This window comes from Streptomyces clavuligerus (assembly GCF_005519465.1).
GTDB classification, from domain to species: domain Bacteria; phylum Actinomycetota; class Actinomycetes; order Streptomycetales; family Streptomycetaceae; genus Streptomyces; species Streptomyces clavuligerus.
The window spans coordinates 5,597,325-5,618,557 of sequence record NZ_CP027858.1 but is presented as its reverse complement, the minus strand read 5'-3'; the positions used below and the strand labels follow the sequence as shown (position 1 = coordinate 5,618,557).

General features: G+C 72.6%; 15 protein-coding genes and 1 pseudogene. 10 read left to right on the top strand and 6 right to left on the bottom strand.

The features are described from left to right. Positions 1–147 precede the first annotated feature (147 nt). Positions 148–2,076: an O-aminophenol oxidase PhsA gene (gene phsA, locus CRV15_RS23700; protein ID WP_003959887.1), complete on the top strand. Its 1,929-nt coding sequence runs from the start codon at positions 148–150 to the stop codon at positions 2,074–2,076. 242 nt (positions 2,077–2,318) lie between these two features. Here the strand turns inward: phsA and CRV15_RS23695 are convergent, their stop codons facing one another. Both CRV15_RS23695 and CRV15_RS23690 read right to left on the bottom strand, forming a co-directional pair. Continuing rightward, the gene (locus CRV15_RS23695) at positions 2,319–3,779 is read right to left on the bottom strand and encodes an amino acid permease (protein ID WP_003957538.1); all 1,461 of its coding nucleotides are present in this window, start codon (positions 3,777–3,779) and stop codon (positions 2,319–2,321) included. 459 nt (positions 3,780–4,238) lie between these two features. After that, complete coding sequence (locus CRV15_RS23690; protein ID WP_003957536.1) at positions 4,239–4,961, bottom strand: FadR/GntR family transcriptional regulator; 723 nt, start codon at positions 4,959–4,961, stop codon at positions 4,239–4,241. A 153-nt stretch (positions 4,962–5,114) separates the two neighbouring features. On the opposite strand from CRV15_RS23690, the gene CRV15_RS23685 reads away from it, so the two are divergent. Both CRV15_RS23685 and CRV15_RS23680 read left to right on the top strand, forming a co-directional pair. Then, on the top strand, positions 5,115–5,633 hold the full coding sequence (locus tag CRV15_RS23685; protein ID WP_003957534.1) for a gluconokinase: 519 nt from the start codon (positions 5,115–5,117) through the stop codon (positions 5,631–5,633). Between the two features lie 144 nt (positions 5,634–5,777). Beyond that, positions 5,778–7,175 (top strand): GntT/GntP/DsdX family permease, encoded by a 1,398-nt coding sequence (locus tag CRV15_RS23680; RefSeq protein ID WP_003957533.1) that lies wholly within the window; start codon positions 5,778–5,780, stop codon positions 7,173–7,175. A gap of 114 nt (positions 7,176–7,289) precedes the next feature. Here CRV15_RS23680 and CRV15_RS23675 read toward each other — a convergent pair whose 3' ends face one another. Beyond that, positions 7,290–8,945 carry an FAD-binding dehydrogenase gene (locus CRV15_RS23675; protein ID WP_003957532.1) on the bottom strand — a complete coding sequence of 552 codons (1,656 nt, stop codon included), beginning with the start codon at positions 8,943–8,945 and terminating at the stop codon, positions 7,290–7,292. A gap of 256 nt (positions 8,946–9,201) precedes the next feature. On the opposite strand from CRV15_RS23675, the pseudogene CRV15_RS23670 reads away from it, so the two are divergent. The 5 genes and pseudogenes from CRV15_RS23670 to CRV15_RS23650 all read left to right on the top strand — a co-directional run. After that, positions 9,202–9,717 (top strand): annotated as a pseudogene (locus CRV15_RS23670) (NUDIX hydrolase); the annotation flags it as partial. Between the two features lie 208 nt (positions 9,718–9,925). Next, positions 9,926–10,324 carry a YidH family protein gene (locus CRV15_RS23665; protein ID WP_003957530.1) on the top strand — a complete coding sequence of 133 codons (399 nt, stop codon included), beginning with the start codon at positions 9,926–9,928 and terminating at the stop codon, positions 10,322–10,324. Continuing rightward, the gene (locus CRV15_RS23660) at positions 10,321–10,653 is read left to right on the top strand and encodes a DUF202 domain-containing protein (protein ID WP_003959893.1); all 333 of its coding nucleotides are present in this window, start codon (positions 10,321–10,323) and stop codon (positions 10,651–10,653) included. Before CRV15_RS23665 ends, CRV15_RS23660 begins: the two co-directional genes overlap by 4 nt. Before the next feature lie 177 nt (positions 10,654–10,830). Then, entirely contained in the window at positions 10,831–11,853 is a 1,023-nt protein-coding gene (locus tag CRV15_RS23655; protein ID WP_003957528.1) for a phosphotransferase family protein, read from the top strand. 9 nt (positions 11,854–11,862) lie between these two features. Next, positions 11,863–13,077 carry an acyl-CoA dehydrogenase family protein gene (locus CRV15_RS23650; protein ID WP_003957527.1) on the top strand — a complete coding sequence of 405 codons (1,215 nt, stop codon included), beginning with the start codon at positions 11,863–11,865 and terminating at the stop codon, positions 13,075–13,077. 56 nt (positions 13,078–13,133) lie between these two features. On the opposite strand, the gene CRV15_RS23645 is transcribed toward CRV15_RS23650, so the two are convergent. Beyond that, entirely contained in the window at positions 13,134–13,727 is a 594-nt protein-coding gene (locus tag CRV15_RS23645) for a TetR/AcrR family transcriptional regulator (RefSeq protein ID WP_009995632.1), read from the bottom strand. A gap of 137 nt (positions 13,728–13,864) precedes the next feature. Then, a complete protein-coding gene (locus CRV15_RS23640) occupies positions 13,865–14,647 on the bottom strand; it encodes an SDR family oxidoreductase (protein WP_003959895.1) in 783 nt (260 codons plus the stop codon). A gap of 210 nt (positions 14,648–14,857) precedes the next feature. Here CRV15_RS23640 and CRV15_RS23635 point away from each other — a divergent pair, with 210 nt between their 5' ends. Further along, the gene (locus CRV15_RS23635; RefSeq protein ID WP_003957523.1) at positions 14,858–16,132 is read left to right on the top strand and encodes an exo-beta-N-acetylmuramidase NamZ family protein; all 1,275 of its coding nucleotides are present in this window, start codon (positions 14,858–14,860) and stop codon (positions 16,130–16,132) included. Positions 16,133–16,261: 129 nt separating this feature from the next. Beyond that, positions 16,262–17,650 (top strand): hypothetical protein, encoded by a 1,389-nt coding sequence (locus CRV15_RS23630; protein WP_003959896.1) that lies wholly within the window; start codon positions 16,262–16,264, stop codon positions 17,648–17,650. A 539-nt stretch (positions 17,651–18,189) separates the two neighbouring features. Here the strand turns inward: CRV15_RS23630 and CRV15_RS23625 are convergent. Then, the gene (locus CRV15_RS23625) at positions 18,190–21,078 is read right to left on the bottom strand and encodes a penicillin acylase family protein (RefSeq protein WP_009995634.1); all 2,889 of its coding nucleotides are present in this window, start codon (positions 21,076–21,078) and stop codon (positions 18,190–18,192) included. Positions 21,079–21,233 lie beyond the last annotated feature (155 nt).

Here is a 21,233-nt window from a genome sequence, read left to right as displayed (position 1 = left end):
TGCACGTTACACATGGGGCCGCACGAGCGATTTTTCAGCCAATCTGACTGGAATGGGAGACTCCGCACGCCTCACACGAGTCTGACGTGATGCGGGACTTCTTCTGTTCCGTGCACCTTGCACGTGATCGAACATACGGGGGAACGTATGACCGAGATCGCCGAGTTCACCAACGAGGTCACCAGCCATGTCGCCGACCGTGTCGGCGACACTGCCGCCGAGGGCATCACCGACGACGTCATCGAGCGGGCGCGGGCCGCGGCCGACAGCGGCAGAAGCCGGGAGCTGACACCGTTCAGCGACCCGCTGCCGGTGCCGGACGTGCTCCGGCCCGACGAGCCGGACGTCCGCAAGGAGATCGAGATCGCCCTGCGGCCCACCTGGGTGCGGATGCACTCCCAGCTCCCTCCCACCCTGATGTGGGGGTACAACGGCACGGTGCCGGGGCCGACCGTCGAGGTACGGCGCGGCCAGCGCATCCGGATCGCCTGGACCAACCGCATCCCGCCGGGGAGCGCCTACCCGGTCACGGCCGTGGAGGTGGGGATCGGCGGCCAGGGGCAGCCCCTCCCCCACAACCGGCCGGGCCGCGAGGGCGTCCGGGCCAGCCGGGAGGTGGCGGCCCTGCCCGCCTGGTCCGTGACCCATCTCCACGGAGCGCAGACCGGCGGGGGCAACGACGGCTGGGCGGACAACGCCGTCGGCTTCGGGGACGCCCAGCTCTCCGAGTACCCCAACGACCACCAGGCCGTGCAGTGGTGGTACCACGACCACGCGATGAACATCACCCGCTGGAACGTCTACGCGGGCCTGGTGGGCACCTATATCGTCCGGGACGACGAGGAGGACGCCCTCGGGCTGCCCGGCGGGGAGCGCGAGCTGCCGCTGATCCTCGCCGACCGCAATCTCGACACCGACGAGGACGGCCGGCTCAACGGCAGGCTGCTGCACAAGACGACCGTCCTGAATCCGAGCCACCCGGAGACGGGCAAGCCGGTGACGCTGCCCTTCCTCGGCCCCTACTCCACGGTGAACGGGGTGATCTGGCCCCATCTGGAGACGGATGCCGCGTGGTACCGCTTCCGGCTGGTCAACGCCTCCAACGCCCGGATCTACAACCTGGTCCTGGTCGACGAGGACGGCGACCCGGTCCCCGGGGTGATGCACCAGATCGGCAGCGACGGCGGACTGCTGCCGCGGCCGGTGCCGGTGGACTTCACCGGTGGGGCGCCGCTGATTGTGGCCCCCGCCGAGCGCTTCGACCTCCTGATCGACTTCCGCAGGCTGGCGGGGCGGAGGGTCCGGCTGGTCAACAAGGGACGCAATCAGCGCCCCGGGGTCCCCGACCTGGCGGACAGCGTTCCGTACCCCCAGGTCATGGAGTTCCGGGTGGGCCGGGCCAAGGAGCACGACCCCTTCGTCCTGCCGCCGGTGCTCTCCGGCTCCTTCCGGCGCTACACGCACGACGACCTGGAACACGGGCACCGGCTGATCGTGCTGACGCCCCCGGCGACCGTCGGCGGCGGCGGGCACCCCGAGATCTGGGAGATGCGGGAGATCCCGGACGCGGGTGTCCGGCTGCCCGCCGAGGGGGTGATCCAGGTCCAGGGCCCGGACGGCAAGCTGCGGACCTATCGGCGCACCTCGCGGACGTTCAACGACGGCCTGGGCATCACCATCGGCGAGGGGACCCATGAGCAGTGGTCGTTCCTCAATCTGGGGGTGCCGACCCATCCGATGCACATCCATCTGGCGGACTTCCAGATCCTGGCCCGTGAGGCGTACACGGTCGGCGGCTTCGACCCGGCGATCGGCGGGACCCGTACCCCGGTCGTCTTCGATCCGGCCCGCCCGATCCCGGTACCGCCGAACGAGCAGGGCTGGAAGGACGTGTTCCGGGTCACGTCGGCGGAGCTGGTGAAGGTGATGGGCCACTTCGACGGGGCGTACGGGCGGTTCATGTACCACTGCCATCTGCTGGAGCACGAGGACATGGGCATGATGCGGCCGTTCGTCGTGATGCCCCCGCAGGCGCTGAAGTTCGACCACGGCACAGGGCACGGGCCCCACCACTGAGACACGGGCGCCACGGCCGGACGGCGGTCCGCCACGGTCCGCTCCCCCGGACGTGGCGCCCCGCGGCCGGGCGCCCGGGTCCCAGCGCACGAGGCCGAGCGCACGGGTCCCAGCGCACGGGGTCGGGTGCCCGGAGGCCCGGGCGTACGGGGCCGGGCGTGGAGAAGCCCCCCGCGACGGTGTGCGTCGCGGAGGGCTTCGAGGCGCGGGCGGCTCCGCCGGGGCGGGCCGTGAGCCGCGGGTCAGCCGACCTTGCGGGCCTCCGCGATCTCGGTCACCCGGTTCCGCACCATGAACCAGCCGCCGACGAGCGCCGCGGCGATCAGCGGCAGGAACATCACGGTCGTCCGGCCCACACCGCCGCCGGCCCACATCAGGACCACCACGGAGGCCAGGAAGACCAGGGTGACGATCTGGGTGTAGGGGGCCCAGGGGAGGTGGTACGAGGGCCGGGTGACCCGGCCGTCCTGCGAGCGGCGCCAGAAGATCAGCGAGCAGAGCATGATCATGCCCCAGGTGCCCAGGATGCCGATGGAGGCGAGGTTGAGCACGATCTCGAACGCCTCGCCGGGCATCACATAGTTCAGCCCGACGCCCGCGACACCGAAGGCCGCCGTGAGCAGCACACCGCCGTAGGGCACCTGCCCCTTGTTCATCCGGCCGGTGAACTTGGGCGCGGAGCCCGCCATCGCCATCGAGCGCAGGATGCGGGCGGTGGAGTAGAGCCCGGCGTTCAGGCTGGACAGGGCCGCGGTCAGGACCACGAGGTTCATCACGCCCGCGGCGCCGGGGACGCCCAGCTTGTCCATGACGGTGACGAAGGGGCTCTCGTCGCCGGAGTACGCGGTGTACGGCAGCAGCAGGGCGAGCAGCACCACCGAGCCGACGTAGAAGACACCGACCCGCCACATGATCGAGTTGATGGCGCGGGGCATGACCTTCTCGGGGTTCTCGGTCTCGCCCGCGGCGACACCGCACAGCTCGACGGAGGCGTAGGCGAAGACGACACCCTGGATCACCAGCAGCATCGGCAGGGCGCCCGCGGGGAAGATGCCTCCGGCGTCGGCGACGGTGGAGAAGCCGGGGGTGTGGCCACCCACGTCCTGCTGGGTGACCAGCAGGAAGATACCGACGAGCATAAAGCTGACCAGCGCGGCGACCTTGATGATCGCGAACCAGAACTCCATCTCGCCGAAGTACTTCACCGAGATCAGGTTGGCCGCGAGGACGACGGCCAGCGCTATGAGCGCCAGAATCCACTGCGGAATGTCGCTGAACATCGCCCAGAAATGGGCGTAGGTCGCCGCGGCGGTGATGTCGGCGATACAGGTCGTGGACCAGTTGAGGAAGTAGAGCCAGCCCGCCGTGTAGGCGCCCTTCTCACCCATGAATTCACGGGCGTAGGAGACGAAGGCGCCGGAGGAGGGGCGGTAGAGCACCAGCTCACCGAGGGCCCGTACGACGAAGAAGGCGAAGACACCGCAGACGGCGTAGGCGATGGCCAGCGAGGGCCCCGCGTCCGCCAGCCGCCCGCCCGCGCCGAGGAAGAGTCCGGTGCCGATCGCTCCGCCGATCGCGATCATATTGATATGGCGGGACTTGAGGTCCTTGCGATAACCGGCGTCACCGGCATCGACATGCGGAGAGCTGGTCGCGGGAGACCCGGTCGCCGGCGCTTCGGCCGCGCTGGTGCGTTCGCTCATGGGGGGAGATTCGCCTTCGTGTGTGGTGCAAGGGTCATCAGCAGCCCTGCGATTCTGGCAGTGCTCCAGGTCACACAGACACAGATCTGAGGTATTTCTGAGGTTGCGGACTGGTAAATCAAGGATTCAGGGAATGTAAACCGTGGCAGTAAATCACGGCTCAAGGACGTTCCCGATCACTGCGGGGGCCCCGAGGGGCCGGGCCCCTTGGGGCGCAAGGGGCCGGGGTGACGGGATGTGACATTCGCGATGCGGTCGGCGGCCCGTTGTACGGGGTGCAACGGCCTTTCAGGGCATACCTGGGCCGATGTTGAGAATTCACCCATCGATGGGCCGGGCGGCGGGACCGCGGGACCGCAGGGCGGGACCGAGGGCTCAGCGGGCGCCGGAACCAGGGGTTCGGCGGGGTGACGGCTCAGCGCGGGCGTGAGCGGGGCGGCGGCCCGCAGGACCGGCGGCTCAGCGGGCGCCCGGGTCGGGGGCGAGGACGTCCAGCTCGGCGAGGGCGCCCACGGCGATCTCCCGGGTGATCCGCTCGGCCCGCTCCGCGTCCCCCTCCCGCACCGCCTGCGCCACCTCGACATGGAGGGTCACCGCGGCCGGGTCCGGGTCGTCGAACATCACCTGGTGGTGGGTGCGCCCGGTGAGGATCGCGGCGACCACGTCGCCGAGCCGGGCGAACATCTCATTGCCCGAGGCCGTGAGGATCACCCGGTGGAAGGCGATGTCGTGCGCCAGATACTCCTCCAGCCGCTGCCCCCGGGAGGTCTCGACCATCCCGAGCGCGCAGTCGGTCAGCTCACGGCACTGCCGGGAGGTGGCACGGCGGGCGGCGAGCCCGGCGGCGACCGGCTCGATCGCCGACCGGAGCACGGTCAGTGAACGCAGTTGCCGGGGCCGGTCGCTCCCCGCGAGCCGCCAGCGGATGACCCGGGGGTCGTAGACGTTCCACTCCTCGATGGCGCGGACGGTGACCCCGACCCGGCGGCGGGACTCGACGAGTCGCATCGACTCCAGGACCCGCACCACCTCGCGGACCACCGTGCGGGAGACGTCGAAGCGCTGGGCGATCTCCTCCGTGCGCACCACGCTGCCCTGTGGATACTCGCCCGCGGTGATCGCGAGGCCGAGTGTGTCGAGCACCTGCTCATGGAGGCCCTGACCCTGGCCCGCTGTCGTCATGGATCAAGGGTACGGGGCGGCCTCCGGGAAGAAAAAGTATGACGTTTAGATCTCATCCTCTTGAATAAGTCATACCTAATGGGTTTCAGTAGCGCGACAACCGATGTCGACGCCGTGGTCGGCACCGGTGTGACGGAAACAGCGAGGCATCTCATGAGCACCCCTCAGGTCGTCGTGGTGATGGGCGTGGCGGGGACCGGCAAGACCACGATCGGTCCCCTGCTCGCCGAGTCCCTGGGCGTTCCCTACGCCGAGGGCGACGACTTCCACCCCCCGGCGAACATCGCCAAGATGTCCTCCGGCACCCCGCTGGACGACGACGACCGCTGGCCCTGGCTGGACGCGATCGGCCACTGGGCGCACAGCCGGGCGGGTCTCGGCGGTGTGGTCTCCAGCTCCGCCCTCAAGCGCGCCTACCGGGACCGGCTGCGGGCCGCCGCCCCGGGCGCCGTCTTCCTCCATCTCACCGGCGGACGTGAGCTGATCGAGCGGCGGATGTCCGAGCGGACGGGCCACTTCATGCCCACGGCACTGCTCGACTCGCAGTTCGCGACCCTCCAGCCGCTGGAGGAGGACGAGGCGGGCCACGCGGTCGATGTCTCCGGCACCCCCGAGGAGATCGCCGCACGGGCCGTCGCCGCCCTGCGCCCGGAGCCGGTCACCGGGCGCTAGCCCGGACCGGGAGCCACCGGGACCGGCAGCACGGCGCGGACCGCGCCGGACGGCCCCGGACCCCGCACCCCCGCCGTACCCCCGGCAATCCCCTGTATTTCCCGTACCACCTCCCCCTTCGCACCACCTCACCAAGGAACCACCGTGACCAGTCTCAGCGTCGAGATGCTGGCAGCGGACGCGACGGCGCCGATCACCTCGGCGGGCAACGCCCAGCTGGGCATCGCCGTCCTCGCGGGCATCGCCGTCATCGTCCTGCTCATCACCAAGTTCAAACTGCACGCCTTCCTGGCGCTGACCATCGGCTCGCTGGCGCTGGGCGCCTTCGCGGGCGCCCCGCTCGGCAAGGCCATCGAGTCGTTCTCCAAGGGCCTCGGCTCGACGGTCGCCGGTGTCGGTGTGCTGATCGCGCTGGGCGCGATCCTGGGCAAGCTGCTCGCCGACTCCGGTGGCGGTGACCAGATCGTCGACACGATCCTGGCGAAGGCGAACGGCCGCACCATGCCCTGGGCGATGGTGCTGATCGCCTCGGTGATCGGTCTGCCGCTCTTCTTCGAGGTCGGCATCGTGCTGCTGATCCCCGTGGTGCTCATGGTCGCCAAGCGCGGCAACTACTCGCTGATGCGGATCGGCATTCCGGCCCTCGCGGGTCTGTCCGTGATGCACGGCCTGGTGCCCCCGCACCCCGGCCCGCTGGTCGCGATCGACGCCCTCGACGCCAACCTGGGCATCACGCTCGGCCTCGGTGTGCTCGTCTCCATACCGACCGTGATCATCGCCGGTCCGCTCTTCGCCAAGTACGCGGCCCGCTGGGTGGACATCCCCGCCCCGGAGAAGATGATCCCGGCGCGCCCCTCGGAGGACCTGGAGCGCCGCCCCGGCTTCGGCGTCACCGTCTTCACGGTGCTGCTGCCGGTGGTCCTGATGCTGGCCAACGCGCTGGTCGAGATCGTTGTCGACAACCCCGAGAACCCGGTGCAGAAGGTCACGGACGTCATCGGGTCCCCGATGATCGCGCTGCTCGCGGCCGTGCTCGTGGGTCTGTTCACGCTGGGCCGCGCGGCCGGTTTCACCAAGGAACGGCTCTCCTCCACCGTCGAGAAGTCGCTCGCCCCGATCGCGGGCGTGCTGATGATCGTCGGCGCGGGCGGCGGTTTCAAGCAGACGCTGATCGATGTCGGCGTGGGCCAGATGATCCTGGACTTCTCCGAGAACTGGTCGATCCCGACCCTGCTGCTCGCCTGGCTGATCGCGGTGGCGATCCGGCTGGCGACCGGCTCGGCGACCGTGGCGACGATCTCCGCCGCCGGTCTGGTCGCCCCGCTGGCAGTGGGCATGTCCTCGACCGAGTCCGCGCTGCTGGTGCTGGCCATCGGTGCCGGTTCGCTCTTCTTCAGCCATGTCAACGACGCCGGGTTCTGGCTGGTCAAGGAGTACTTCGGGATGGACGTCGGCCAGACGATCAAGACCTGGTCGGTGATGGAGACCATCATCTCGGTGGTCGGCATCGTCCTGGTGCTGCTGCTGTCGCTGGTGCTGTAGCCGGCGGGTGACAGACCCTCCGCGAAGGGGCGGGACGGAACGCTTCCGTCCCGCCCCTTCGTGCTCCGGGCGGGCGGCGGTCCCGCCGTCGCCGCCGCCGGAGACCTCCGGGTGTCAGCCGACGGCCTTCGCCGCGGACCGGCCCGCCGCCCGCCCGGAGAAGAGGCAGCCGCCGAGGAAGGTGCCCTCCAGGGAGCGGTAGCCGTGCATGCCCCCGCCGCCGAACCCGGCCGCCTCCCCCGCCGCGTACAGCCCCTCCAGCGGGCGGCCGTCGTCCGCCAGCACCCGCGCGGACAGGTCGGTCTCCAGCCCGCCGAGCGTCTTGCGGGTGAGGATGCCGAGCCGTACGGCGATCAGCGGCCCGGCCGCCGGGTCCAGAATCCGGTGCGGGGCGGCCGTGCGCACCAGCCGGTCGCCGAGATAGGCGCGGGCCCCCCGGACGGCCATGACCTGGAGGTCCTTGGTGAAGGGGTGGCGGATCTCCCGGTCCCGCGCGACGATCTCCCGCCGCAGATCGGCCTCGTCGATCAGAGCCTCGCCGGTGCGCTCGTTCATCCCCCGGACCAGCGCGCCCAGATCGCGTTCGACGACGAAGTCCGCGCCCCGCTCCATGAACGCCCGTACCGGGTCCGGCACCGCCGTACGGGCCCGTCCCAGCACACCGCGGACCGACTTCCCCGTCAGATCGGGGTTCTGCTCGGAGCCCGACAGCGCGAACTCCTTCCCGATGATCCGCTGGTTGAGGACGAACCAGGTGTGGTCGTGGCCGGAGCGCATGATGTGCTCCAGCGTGCCGAGGGTGTCGAAGCCGGGGAAGAGGGGGACGGGCAGCCGCCGCCCGAGCGCGTCCAGCCAGAGGGAGGACGGGCCGGGCAGGATGCGGATGCCGTGCCGTTCCCAGACCGGGTTCCAGTTCTCGATGCCCTCGGTGTAGTGCCACATCCGGTCGCTGTTGACACGGCTCGCCCCCACCCGCTCGGCGACCCCCAGCATGAGCCCGTCCACATGGGCGGGGACCCCGTGCAGCAGCCGCCGGGGCGGGGTGCCCAGCCGCTCGGGCCAGTGGGCGCGGACCAGTTCCTGGTTGCCGCCGATGCCGCCGGAGGCGATGACCACGGCCTGCGCCCGGAGTTCGAAGGCGCCGACGACCTCCCGGCTGCTGGGTGCGCCGCGCTCGGCGGCGGAGGTCTCCAGGATCTCGCCGCTCACGGTGTCGACGGCGCCCGCCGCGGTCCCGAGGCCGGTGACACGGTGCCGGAAGCGCAGATCCACCCGTCCCCGGGCGGCGGCCTCACGGACCCGGTGGGCGAAGGGGGCGACCAGACCGGGCCCCGTGCCCCAGGTGATGTGGAAGCGGGGGACGGAGTTCCCGTGCCCCCGGGCGTCGTAGCCGCCGCGCTCGGCCCAGCCCACGACCGGGAAGAACCGCACTCCCCGCCGGCGCAGCCAGGCTCTCTTCTCCCCGGCCGCGAAGTCGACGTACGCCTCGGCCCAGCGCCGGGGCCAGCGGTCCTCCGGGCGGTCGAAGCCCGCGGTGCCCAGCCAGTCCTGGAGCGCGAGTTCCCGGCTGTCCCGAATCCGCAGCCGCCGCTGTTCGGGCGAGTCGACGAGGAAGAGCCCGCCGAAGGACCAGTGCGCCTGGCCGCCGAGCGAACCCTCCGGCTCCTGGTCGAGCAGGATGACCTTCCGTCCGGCACCGGCCAGCTCCGCCGTGGCCACCAGCCCGGCCAGACCGGCCCCGATCACGATCACATCAGCGTCGTACGCCATGGCATCCATCCTTGTCCGGCGGGTGTCGGCGGGTCGGCGGACCGCCCGGTGCGATGATCGGTCCGATCCTCCGTACGGCTCGGTAACCCGTCAACGGTTTCGGCGCGGTCACCGGGGACCCACCGACAGAATCAGGATGACGGCCATGAACACCGCTGACGCCACCGGCCCGAACGGCCCCGCCGGACCCGCCGGCCCCTCTGATCCTGACGGTCCCTCCAACAGCACAGGCAACAGCACAGGCGCCACGGAGGCCATGGGTCCCGCCGACCCGGCCGAGGAGCTGCTCGACCTCGTCGACGCCGACGACCGGGTGACCGGGCAGGCCCGCCGGGGCGAGGTCTACGCCCGGGGGCTGCGGCACCGCTGTGTCTTCGTCCTGGTCACCGATGCCGACGGCAAGGTCTTCGTCCACCGCAGAACGGCGTCCAAGCTGGTGTTCCCCTCGTTGTACGACATGTTCACGGGCGGGGTCGTCGGGGCGGGCGAGAGCTACGACGACGCGGCGCTGCGGGAGGCCCGCGAGGAGCTGGGGGTGGCGGAGCTGCCCCCGCCCACCCCGCTGTTCCGCTTTCTGTACGAGGACGGGGCCCGGGGGCTGTCCTGGTGGGCGGCGGTCTATGAGGTGCGCTGCGCGCTGCCGGTCCGGCCGCAGCGGGAGGAGGTCGCCTGGCACACCTTCCTGTCGCGGGACGAACTCCGGCGGCGGCTGACGGAGTGGGAGTGGGTGCCGGACGGGCTGGCGGCGTACCAAAGGCTCCTCACGGCCCGGGGCGAGAACGGAGCCGACGGAGCCGACGGGGCCCGCACCACGGACGGGACCCCCACCACGGACGGGGCCTGCGGTACGGGCGGGGACGGGGCCGACAGGACCGGCGCCGGGGACGGGGACGGAGGCTGACGGGCCCGACGGGGCCAGCGGGGTGGGCGGGCCGGCGGGCGGAATACCGCGACCGATCATCCGACCGTACGATCGAAGCGTGAGCGACCTCGTACGGAGCCTGCGGCTGTGGTTCTCGCCGCAGCGGGTGCGCGCGGAGGGCGAGACCCCGGACTACCGGTTCTCGCTCGCCAACGAGCGCACCTTTCTCGCCTGGCTGCGCACCGCGCTGGCGCTCATCGGCGGCGGTTTCGCCGTCGACCAGTTCCTGCCCGATCTGCGGTTCGGGGTACGGGCGGGCCTGGCGCTCGCGCTGCTGGGCGCGGGGGTGCTGTGCGCGCTGCGGGCGGTGAACCACTGGGTGCGGTGCGAACGCGCGATGCGCCGGGGCGAGGATCTGCCGGTGTCCCGCTTCCCCGCGCTGCTGGGGCTCGTCGTCGCGGCGGTCGCGCTGGCGATGGTGGCCGTCGTCCTGCTCGGCCGGGAGGGCGGGCGGTGACGGGTCCGGGGCGCGCCGGGCCCGGGGTCCGGGACCCGGGGCTCCAGCCGGAGCGGACCCGGCTGGCCTGGCGCAGGACGACGCTGGCCTTCACGGTGGCCGGGGTGCTCGCCGTCCGTCAGGTCCTGACCGGCGACAGGGGTGGCCGGGCGGCGCTCGCCCTGGCGGCGGTGGTCCTGGTGTGGGCGGCCTTCCTGGTGCTGGCCCAGCGGCGGCTGCGGCTGCTGGGCGGCGGTCCCGTACCGGTGGCGCTGTCGGCGCGGAACGCGCTGGGCGCGGCGGCGGCCGTCGTGCTCCTCGCGGCCCTCGCACCGCTGATGATCCTCTGAGCCGCCGGGCCCGGGCCGGGGCCCCACCCGCCCGGCCTGCCGCGTCACCCACCCGGCCCGATGGGCCCGACTTGTCCGGCCAAACCCCCCTGACCTGGGAGCTCTTCCTGCACTGGACGACATACCGACTGGTCGGTCATCATATGCGGGCCCACCCGTTCCCCCGGAGGTGCCCCGATGAGCCCCGTCTCCACGCCAGGACTCGACCCCGAGCGGCTGCGCGACCATCTCCACCGGGAACGCCCCGGCCTGGTGAGCGGACCGCTCAGCGCCCGGCTGATCCAGGGGGGCCGCTCCAACCTCACCTACCGTGTCACGGACGGGGTCCGGCGCTGGGTCGTCCGCCGCCCGCCGCTCGGCCATGTGCTCGCGACCGCCCATGACATGAGGCGCGAGCACCGGGTGATCAGCGCCCTGGCCCCCACCGCCGTCCCGGTGCCCGAGCCGGTGCTGCTGTGCGAGGACGAGTCGGTCGCCGGAGCGCCGTTCTATGTCATGGAGTTCGTCCCCGGCACGCCCTACCGGTCCGCGGACGAGCTGACCCGGCTCGGCCCCGAGCGCACCCGGCAGGTGGTGCTCGGACTGCTCGACACCCTGGTCGAGCTGCACTCCGTGGACCCCGGCGCGGTGGGTCTCGGCGACTTCGGCCGCCCCGAGGGCTTCCTCGACCGTCAACTGCGGCGCTGGGGCAAGCAGCTCGCCGCCTCCCGCAGCCGGGAACTGACGGGCATCGAGGAGCTGCACGGGGCGCTGGGCCGGGCGCTGCCCCGTTCCGCCGCGCCCACCGTCGTCCACGGCGACTACCGGCTCGACAACGTCCTCGTCGGCGTGGACGACCGGATCACGGCGGTGCTGGACTGGGAGATGTCCACGCTCGGCGACCCGCTGACCGACCTCGGGCTGCTGACGATGTACAGCACGGTGGTCGACCTGCCCGACTCCCCGGTCACCAGCACGGCGAACGCGCCGGGCCACCCCGGCACGGAGGAGCTGATCGAACGGTATGCCGCCCGCTCCGGCCGGGACACCTCCGCGATCTCCTGGTACACGGCGTTCGCCTGGTTCAAGCTCGCGGTGATCCTGGAGGGCATCCACTACCGCTACACCCTCGGACAGACCGTCGGCGACGGCTTCGACCGGATCGGCTCCATCGTCCCCGTCTTCATCGAGCACGGCCTCACCACACTCCAGGAAGGCTGAATCCCACCCATGGACTTCGCATTCGACGCGCGTACCGAGGAACTGCGGGCCGCCCTGCTCTCCTTCATGGACGAGTGCGTCCACCCGGCCGAGGAGAGGGCCCAGGAGCAGCGGGCCCGGCTGGCCTCGCCGTGGGACACCCCGGCCGTGGTGGAGGAGCTGAAGACGGAGGCGCGCAGGCGGGGGCTGTGGAACCTGTTCCTCCCGGACGCGGAGTACGGGGCGGGGCTGACCAATCTCCAGTACGCGCCGCTCGCGGAGATCACCGGCCGCAGTCCGCAGCTCGCCCCCACCGCGCTGAACTGCGCCGCGCCGGACACCGGGAACATGGAGGTGCTGGCGCAGTTCGGGGACGGGTTCCAGCGCGAGCGGTGGCTGGAGCCGCTGCTCGCGGGGGAGATCCGTTCGGCGTTCGCGATGACGGAGCCGGAGGTGGCCTCGTCGGACGCGACGAACATCCGGACCCGGATCGAGCGGGTGGGCGACGAGTACGTCGTCAACGGCCGCAAGTGGTACATCTCCGGGGCGATGAACCCGGAGTGCCAAATCTTCATCGTCATGGGCAAGACGGACCCCGGGAACACCGACCTCCGCCGTCAGCAGTCGATGGTGCTGGTGCCGAGGGACACCCCGGGGGTGACGGTGCGCCGGGCGATGCAGGTCTACGGGTACGAGGACCATGCCCACGGCGGGCACGCGGAGATCGTCTTCGAGGATGTCCGGGTGCCTCGCTCGTATCTGATCGGCGAGGAGGGCGGGGGCTTCGCGATCGCCCAGGCGCGGCTGGGTCCGGGCCGTATCCACCACTGCATGCGGCTGATCGGGATGGCGGAGCGGGCGATCGAGCTGATGTGCCGCAGGTCGCTGGCGCGGACCGCCTTCGGCGGGCCGATCGCCGACCAGGGCGTGGTGCAGGGGTGGATCGCGGACGCGCGGGTGACGGTGGAGCAGTTGCGGCTGCTGGTGCTGAAGACGGCGTGGCTGATGGACACCGTGGGGAACAAGGGGGCGCACACCGAGATCCAGGCCATCAAGATCGCGACGCCGAGGGCGGTGCTGGAGATCCTGGACCGGGCGGTGCAGGTGCACGGCGCGGGCGGGGTGAGCCAGGACTTCCCGCTGGCGGAGCTGTGGGCCGGTGCGCGGACGCTGCGGCTGGCGGACGGTCCGGACGAGGTCCATCAGCGGTCCCTGGCCCGGCGCGAGCTGAGCCGCCACCGCTGAGCCGGCCCGCCCCCGGCCGGAGGAGTCCGGCCGGGGGCGGGTACGGGACGGGCGGCTCAGGGCCGCAGGGCGCGCATCAGCAGATCGGCGAGGTGGTCGGCGATCTGGCGCTTGGTGAGCGCCCCGTCGGGCCGGTACCAGGTGGAGAGGTGGTGGACCGAGCCGAAGTGGTAGTCGACCACGAGATCCGCCGGGGTGGCCGTGGAGAAGACGCCCGCCCGCTGCCCCTCCTCCACCAGGGCCCGGAAGCGCTCGTGGTAGCGGCGCCGCTCGGCGCGTACCTGCTTGTGCTTCTCCGGGCTCAGATGGTGCATGGAGCGGAAGAAGATCAGGGCGTCGTCGAGGTTGTCGATGGTGGTGACGACGACATCGGCGGCGGCGGCCCGCAGCCGGACCTCGACGGGGTCGTCCGCGTCGGCGTAGGCGTCCAAACGCTCCTGCTGGACCCTCAGCAGCCGGGCGTAGACCTCGTGCAGCAGGTCTTCCTTGGAGCCGAAGTAGTGGTAAAGCGCCCCCTTGGTGACCCCGGCGGCCTCGACGATCTCCTGGACGGAGGTGCGGTCGTACCCGCGTTCGGCGAAGAGGCGGGTGGCGGCGGCGAGCAGCCGCCTCGGTACGGGGGTGCCGTCCCCGCCCGTCGTTCTGGCCATGGCCGCCACCGTCCTCTCGTTCCTGTGCCGTGCGCTCGGCGCCGGCCGTACCGGTGCGCGGGGCACGGACGCGGCGGGTGCGGCCCCGCTGGGCCGGCCCGGGGCGGGGAGGTGTCCCCGCTGGGTAGATCTTCCCATCAGCCGTGTGCCGCAGACCCGGCGGGACCGGCCTCCCAGGTCCGCTGGATGCCGTTCATCCCGGTGAGCCAGTGCTCGGGGTCGGTGGCGCGATTCCGATAGAAACCGGCCACCTCGGGGTGGGGCAGGATCAGGAAGCGGTCGGCGCCGATGCCCTCGAAGAGGGCGTCGGCGACGGCCTCGGGGGCGATGGCGGTCGGGACGAGCACGAGATCGCCCGCCGACCCGGTGGTGGCGAGCATGTCGGTGCGGACACCCTGCGGGCAGATGGCGTGCACCGAGAGACCGCGGTGGCGGTAGGTGAGGGAGAGCCATTCGGCGAACGCGTAGGCGCCGTGCTTGGAGACGCTGTAGGGGGCGGCGCCGATCATGGTGAGGAGTCCGGCGGCGGAGACGGTGGAGACGAACCGGCCGCTGCCGCGCTCCAGCCAGTCGGGCAGCAGGGCGCGCACCGCGCGGACATGGGCCATGACATTGACGTCCCAGGCGGAGGCCCAGATCTCCTCCGGGGCGAAGGCGTCGCCCGGGGACGGCAGTCCGGCGTTGGCGCAGTAGATGTCGACGGTGCCGCCGAGTGCCTCCCGGGCCTGCTCGACGACGGCGGAGGCGTCGCCGGGGACGGCGACGGCGCCGATCTCCGCGGCGACGGCCCGCGCCTTGTCGGCGTCGATGTCGTTGACGACGACCCTGGCCCCCTCGGCCGCGAACCGGCGGGCGAGTGCGGCGCCGATGCCGCCGCCCGCTCCGGTGACCACTGTGCCCGCTCCCGCTACCGCGCTCATCGCTCTCCCCGATTCCTGCGCCGTCGGCCTCTGCCACCGGGCCCGTACCCGGTCGCGACCGCAGCATACTAACCAGTCGGTATGACAGGGGCCAGCGCGGAATCGCGCCGCCGGGATCGTTCCGTACGGACGTACGGCGCGCTAGCGTGCGCAGCCACGGGAGACACCGGTGGGACACCGGGAGACATCCGGCCGGAAGGGGTCAGTCCGATGAGTCTGTCCAGACGGGGGCTGCTGGCCGCCACGGGGGCGATGGGTGCGGTGGCGACGGGCGGCCCGGCCGCCGCCACGGAGCCGCCGGGGGCGGCGCCCGGCACGGCGGCGCGGGGGCGCCGGCAGGTGCGGACCGGGTTCGACCGGCTGGCCGCTTCCGGCTACGCCCTGCTGGCCGGGGAGCGGGTGGGGGTGATCACCAACCCGACCGGGGTCACGGCCCGGCTGCGGCACATCGTGGATGTGATGCACGCCGACGAACGGGTGGAGCTGACCGCCGTCTTCGGGCCCGAGCACGGCTTCCGGGGGACGGCGCAGGCGGGCGGCTCCGAGGGCCGCCACGACGACCCCGCCACCGGGCTGCCCGTCTACGACACCTACCGGCTGAGCGGACAGCGGCTCGCCGACGTCTTCACCGCGTCGGGCGTGGACACCCTGGTCTTCGACATCCAGGACGTGGGCGCGCGCTTCTATACCTACATCTGGACGCTGTACGACTGCATGCGGTCGGCGGCGCTCGCGAGGAAACGATTCGTCGTCCTCGACCGTCCCAATCCGGTGGGCGGGCGGGCCGCGCTGGGTCCTGTGCTCGACCGGGCGTTCGCCTCGTTCGTGGGTCTCGAACCCATCGCGCAGGTCCACGGGATGACCGTGGCCGAGCTGGCCCGGCTGTTCAACGCGGAGTTCCTGGCGGAGCGTCCGGTGGAGCTGGAGACGGTGTGGATGTCGGGCTGGCGGCGCGCCGACCTCCATGACGCGACGGGGCTGCCGTGGGTGCCGCCGAGCCCCAATATGCCCACGCCCGACACGGCGCTGGTGTACGGGGGCACCTGTCTGTTCGAGGGGACCACCCTGTCCGAGGGGCGGGGGACGACCCGGCCGTTCGAACTGCTGGGCGCGCCGGGGGTCGACCGCCGCTGGGCGGAGGCGGCGAACGCGCTGGAGCTGCCGGGGGTGCGGTTCCGGGAGGCGTACTTCGTTCCGACGTTCTCCAAGCACTCCGGGGAGACGGTGGGCGGGGTGCAGGTGCACGTCCACGACCGGGAGGTCTTCGACCCCGTGCGCACCGGGATCGGACTGCTGGTGACGGCCCGGCGGTCGTGGGACCGCTTCGGCTGGGTCCGGGAGGGCGAGTGGATCGACCGGCTCACCGGCTCCACGCGGGTGCGGACCCTGATCGACGCGGGGGCGGACACGGATGAGGTGGTCGGGGCGTGGCAGCCGGACCTCGCCGCGTTCCGGCGGCTGCGGCGGCGCCATCTGCGGTACTGAGCCGGGCCCGCACCCGCGCACGGGCGACTCCGTCGACAACAAGCCATCCCGGGTATGGCCGTTCCGCTCCTGAGGGGGGATGCTTCTGGCAGATACGGACGTATCGGGGGTGGAGCGGCCATGCCGGAAATGAGCGTAGGTCCTTATCAGGAGGTCTGCTTCGGGCCGGAAGGCGATACGGACGGGGCGGAGCTGGCCCGGCTGCTGGCGCTCGACTGTACGGATCTGGTCATGTTCGCGCATGGCCGGAACAACTCCTCCGGCGAGGCCACCCGGCTGTTCTCATCCTTCTTCGCCCCCTTCCCGGAGCTGCTGGAGCCGGGGGTGCGCATGGCGTACGCGGGGATCGTCTGGCCCTCGATGCGCTTCATGGACGAGCCGATACCCGAGGTCGACGCCGTGGCGAACGGCGTGCCGCCGGTGGTGGCCGCGCTGCCGTGGGAGAAACGGACCGTTCGGCACGGGCAGCGGTGGGATGAGCATCCCGCGCTGGATTCGGCCACCCGACTGGCGCTCCAGGGGCTGTTTCCAGGCCATGGGGAGACGGTGGCCCGGCTGGCCGCCCTGCTGGAGGCGCGGCCCGGCGAAGCGGAGGCGTTCCTGGAGTTCGGCCGGCTGACCCGGCGGCTGGCCCAGGCCCCGCCGGGCGGTCTGGGGAACTGTTTCGGCCAGGATCTCCCCCATGACGAGCAGGGGCCGCCCGCGCTGCTGTACGAGGACGCGCTGACCCTGTGCCGGGAGTTCGCGGCGGCGCTGGGGGCGGCCCGCCCGGGTGGCACCGCCCTGCGGACCGGGCACGGCGTCCGGGCGGCGGCCGGACCGCGCCCGGGCACCGGCGCGCCGCGGTCCGGCACCGACCCGCTGTGGCACGGCGCCAGGGAACTGCTCCGCCAGACCACGTACTACGCGCTCAAGCGCCGCGCCGGGGCCGTCGGCGAGCTGGGGCTCGGCCCGCTGCTGGGCCGGCTCGCGCGGTGCCGCCCGGAGTTGCGGGTCCATCTGGTGGGGCACAGCCAGGGCGCCCGGCTGGTGGCCTTCGCCCTGCGCGGGCTGCCCGACGGGGTACGGAACGTGAAGTCGGTGACCCTGCTCCAGGGGGCGTTCTCGCACTACGCGTTCGCGCCGAGCCTGCCGCACGCCGCCCAGTGGTCGGGGGCGCTGCGGGCGATGGAGTACCGCGTCGACGGCCCGGTGGTGGCGTGCTACTCGCGGTACGACAGCGCGCTCGGCGTGCTCTATCCGCTGGCCTCCCGGCTCGCACGGGACGAACGGAACGGCTTCGGCCGGGACCGCCGCTGGTGGGCCGTCGGCCATGACGGGCTGCGCGCGGTGTCCTCGCCCTCGGTCCGGCTGACCCTGGCCGAGGCCCTGGGCCAGGGCATGCCCCGCTCCGGGTACGTCAACGTCGACACCGCCGCCGTGGTCCGCCACGGCGCGCCCCCGTCCGGCGCCCACGACGACATCTGCCACCGCGAACTGGCCCGCGTGGTGGTCGCGGCGGGCCGCGTCGGCCACTGACCCGGGGCCGGGGCCCGCCCCGGGACCTCCGGGCCCGCCGGGCACGGGCCCGCACACCGACCGCCGGGCACCGGGCCGTACCGGATGCCGGGCACCGGACCCGGGCGGGGCGGCCCCGAAGGAGCCCGTACCCCGGACATCCGGCGCCGATGGGGAGGGCTCAGACGCGGGCTCGGCGGCACCACCCCGACTCCTGCTATCGGGCAGATACCCGGGCACGGGAAGGAACGGGCGCGCGACCCCGCACCCACCGCCAGGACCGGATGCGGCATCAGGCACTGCCCGGGCGCCGTCCGCGGCAGCGGCGCCGGGGAACCCGGGCACGCGACCCGAGGCGCACCGGATGCCGGGCACAGGACCCGGGCGGTCGGCGCGGTGCCGGGCCGGGCGGCGGAGGGCGGATCGGGCGCCGGAGCGGCGGGGCCGGAGCGGCGTCGGGAACGCTCCGCCGCTGGGGCCGGACGGGGCAGCCGGGCCCCGCTGGACACGGGCGCCATACCGGGCGACGGCCGCGCCCGCGGGCACGGGACCGGCCGGTGTCAGCGGTGGGCGGGGAACTCGATCACCTGCTGGTACGTCGGGCGGTTCTGCCAGGGGGACACCGGGTGGGTGATGCCGCCCAGGGCCCGGTGGGCGATGGCGTCGGCGCACCACTGGTCACCGGCGGCGCAGTGGTCGTCACCCGGGTAGACCTGGTCCGGCGTGCGCACCGTCGCCTGTTCCAGGGTGGTCAGGAGCGCCTGGCGGCAGTCGGCGAGCACACCGCCGCCGCAGTAGGGGCGGGCGAGCGGTCCCTGGACCGGGCGGCCGAGCACCCGGCGCAGATCCTTGTCGACAAATCCCCACCAGCCGTACTGGAAGGCGGAGCCGCCATGGGCCCCCGTCGGCCCATGGGCGGCGGACGGCGACTCGTCCACGGGGAGCTGCGCGGTGAGCGCCCCGTACAGCTCCTCGCCGAGTCCGGGCCGGAACTCGGCCGCCACCAGCAGCGGCCACCAGGCGTCCAGGATCCGGATGGCCTCGGGGTGCGCGTAGCGGCGGGAGCCGGGGGCGGTCTCCTTGCGCCGGGCGCCCGCCTCCCGCCAGGCGTCGAGGCGCTGGATCGCGGTGGCGAGCCGGGGGTCGGTGACCGGCTGGGAGCGGAGTACGGCGAGCAGGTCGGGCAGGATCTCCTCGCCGCGCAGGTCGGTGACGGCCGCCTCGGCCATGGCCCGGGTGAGCGAGGCCCTGGTGACCCCCCGGGCCGCGACCAGCCGGGCCACCCGGCGGTCCAGCAGATCGCCCCGGTGCACGGAGCCGAAGCCGGGGACGGCCGTCGCGTACCCCTCGGCCTGCCGGTTGTTCCAGGAGATGTAGTAGTCCTGCCCGATGGAGCGGGGGTGCTCCTCGAACGGGGTGTACGCGGCGGTGCCCGCGACCGGGTCGTAGCCGCGCCACTCATGGGCGGGTACGGCGGTGACGGGCAGCGCGGGGTCGATGTCCGCGGCGCGTACGGGGTTGTCCCCGCTGTTGAAGTAGGCGGTGGTGCGGGAGTCGGCGTAGAACCAGTTGAAGGCATAGCCCACGCGGTGGACGGCCCGTTGGAAGGAGGCCGCGTCGGTGATCTGCTCCGGGTCGTTGAGCAGTTGGAATCCGATGATCGAGTCGGCCTCGTGCCGGTAGGTGCTGCGCAGGGCGGTGTACGCGACCGGGGTCCCGTTCACCGTGGCCCGATGGGTGACCAGGCCGTACGCGGTGCGCCAGACCTGCATCCGGTACGAGCCCACGGCCGTGGAGTCGGCGACGGAGGGCCGCCAGGCGTTGCGGCGCTCCAGCTTCTCCATGGGGACGCACCGGCCGCGGTGGAGGTAGTGCGACGCGTCCGGGGCCGGGGTGCCGCCCGAGGGCGAGCACAGTTCCACGGCGTAGGTGTCGGTCAGGTCCTGGGCGGCGGAGGTCGCGGACCAGGCGTAGTCCCGGCCGCGCCCCATCTGGACATACATCCCGACCCCGGCGAAGGAGACGCCGCGGGCGGAGATCCCGGGGCCCTGGAGCTCCTGGACCATCAGGAGCTGGGGCGCGAAGTAGCCGGTCTGCGGGCCGAAGACGGCGAGGGGACGGCCGCTCGCGGTGTGTTCCCCGGAGACCATCAGGGCGTTGGACATGCCCCGCCCGGGGGCGAGCGAACCGGGGGGCAGCACACCGTCGTCGTGTGTCCCCCGCAGGGGTTCGAGCCGCTTCGGCGCCGCCACCCGGGTCCTGGCGGGGGTGGCGGCGGAGCCCGTGCGGTCGTGCACGAGCTGCTCCCGGACGACGGAGCCGGGGTCGGGCAGGGCGATGCCGCGCGGGGACGCGGGCTTCCCCGCGTACGGGAAGCGGGTGCCGTCGTGGACGGTGAGCACGGCCTCGGGGTCCTCGCGCTGGCGGAAGGACTCCCAGACGGCCGTGCCCTCGGCCACCCCGTAGCGGCGCTGGGCGGCGAGCAGGGAGAGCGCGGACTCGACCTCGCCGCCGCCTCCGCCGCCGAACTGCCCGCCGACGACGGAGGCGATGGCGATCAGATCGGTGAGGGTGAAGGGTTTGATCTCACCCGCGTTGGTCACGGAGTCGATGTGTCCGGTGAGGACGTATTCGCCGGGGAAGTACCGCCCGTTCTTGGACTGGACGCGGTAGGCGTTGATGCCGTCGAGATACGCCTGCGCGTCCGCCATGGCCAGTCGGCCGCGCTCGCCCCCGGTGGTGCGGATGTACTCGATCTGGGCCAGGTAGTCGGCCTCGGTGTAGGGGGCCTGGGACCAGAACTGCTGTTCCAGGCCCTGATTGGCCAGGGCACCGCCCGCGAACGGGGTGAGGTCGCCCTTGCCGATGTGCCGGAAGAGGTCCATCATCCACAGCCGGTCCTGCCCGGCCGCGTACCCCGCGCCGAACTCGGTTCCATAGCGGGTGGTGCCCTTGATGTGGGGGATGCCGCTCTTCCGGTCCCGGGTGACGGTGACCTCGGGGTGCGGTCGGATCACCGACTCGATCTGGTCCTGGGGGACGCCGAAGGAGGCGTCGTTGAAGAAGTCGCCGAGGGTCTCATCGGTGAGACCGCCGGCTCCGCCGACCAGGGAGGTATAGCGGGCGAGCTGGTCGGAGCTGTGCGCGGGCCGGGTACCGAGGGTGCGGTGGGCGAGGATGTCGGCCAGGGTCGCGTTGCCGTTCTGACCGGGCGGCAGGATGTCGGCGCACTGCCCGGCGCAGAGGTCGCCGTCGACGGGGACCGCAGCGGGGGCCGGTGCGGCGGCGGTGGCCCGCGCCGGGGCGGAGAGCAGCCCGGCGGCGAGCGCCAGTACGGCCGCGGTCGCCGCGACCCCGGTCCGCGCGGCCCGCCGGGTGCGGACGGAGAGCCACCCGGTGCGGACGGCGGGCCCGGTGCGGACGGCGGGCACCGACCGCGGGGCGGACACCGCCGGTGCGGTGGTTCCGTCCGGCCCCCCTCGCCCGTCAAGTCCGGCATGTCGCGTACATCCGATGCGTCCGGTGCGTCGTCGTCGCATGGCTCGCCCCTCGGCTGGGAGACAGACGCCGCGGAGGTTACCGACGGTAAGTTCATGAGGTAAGA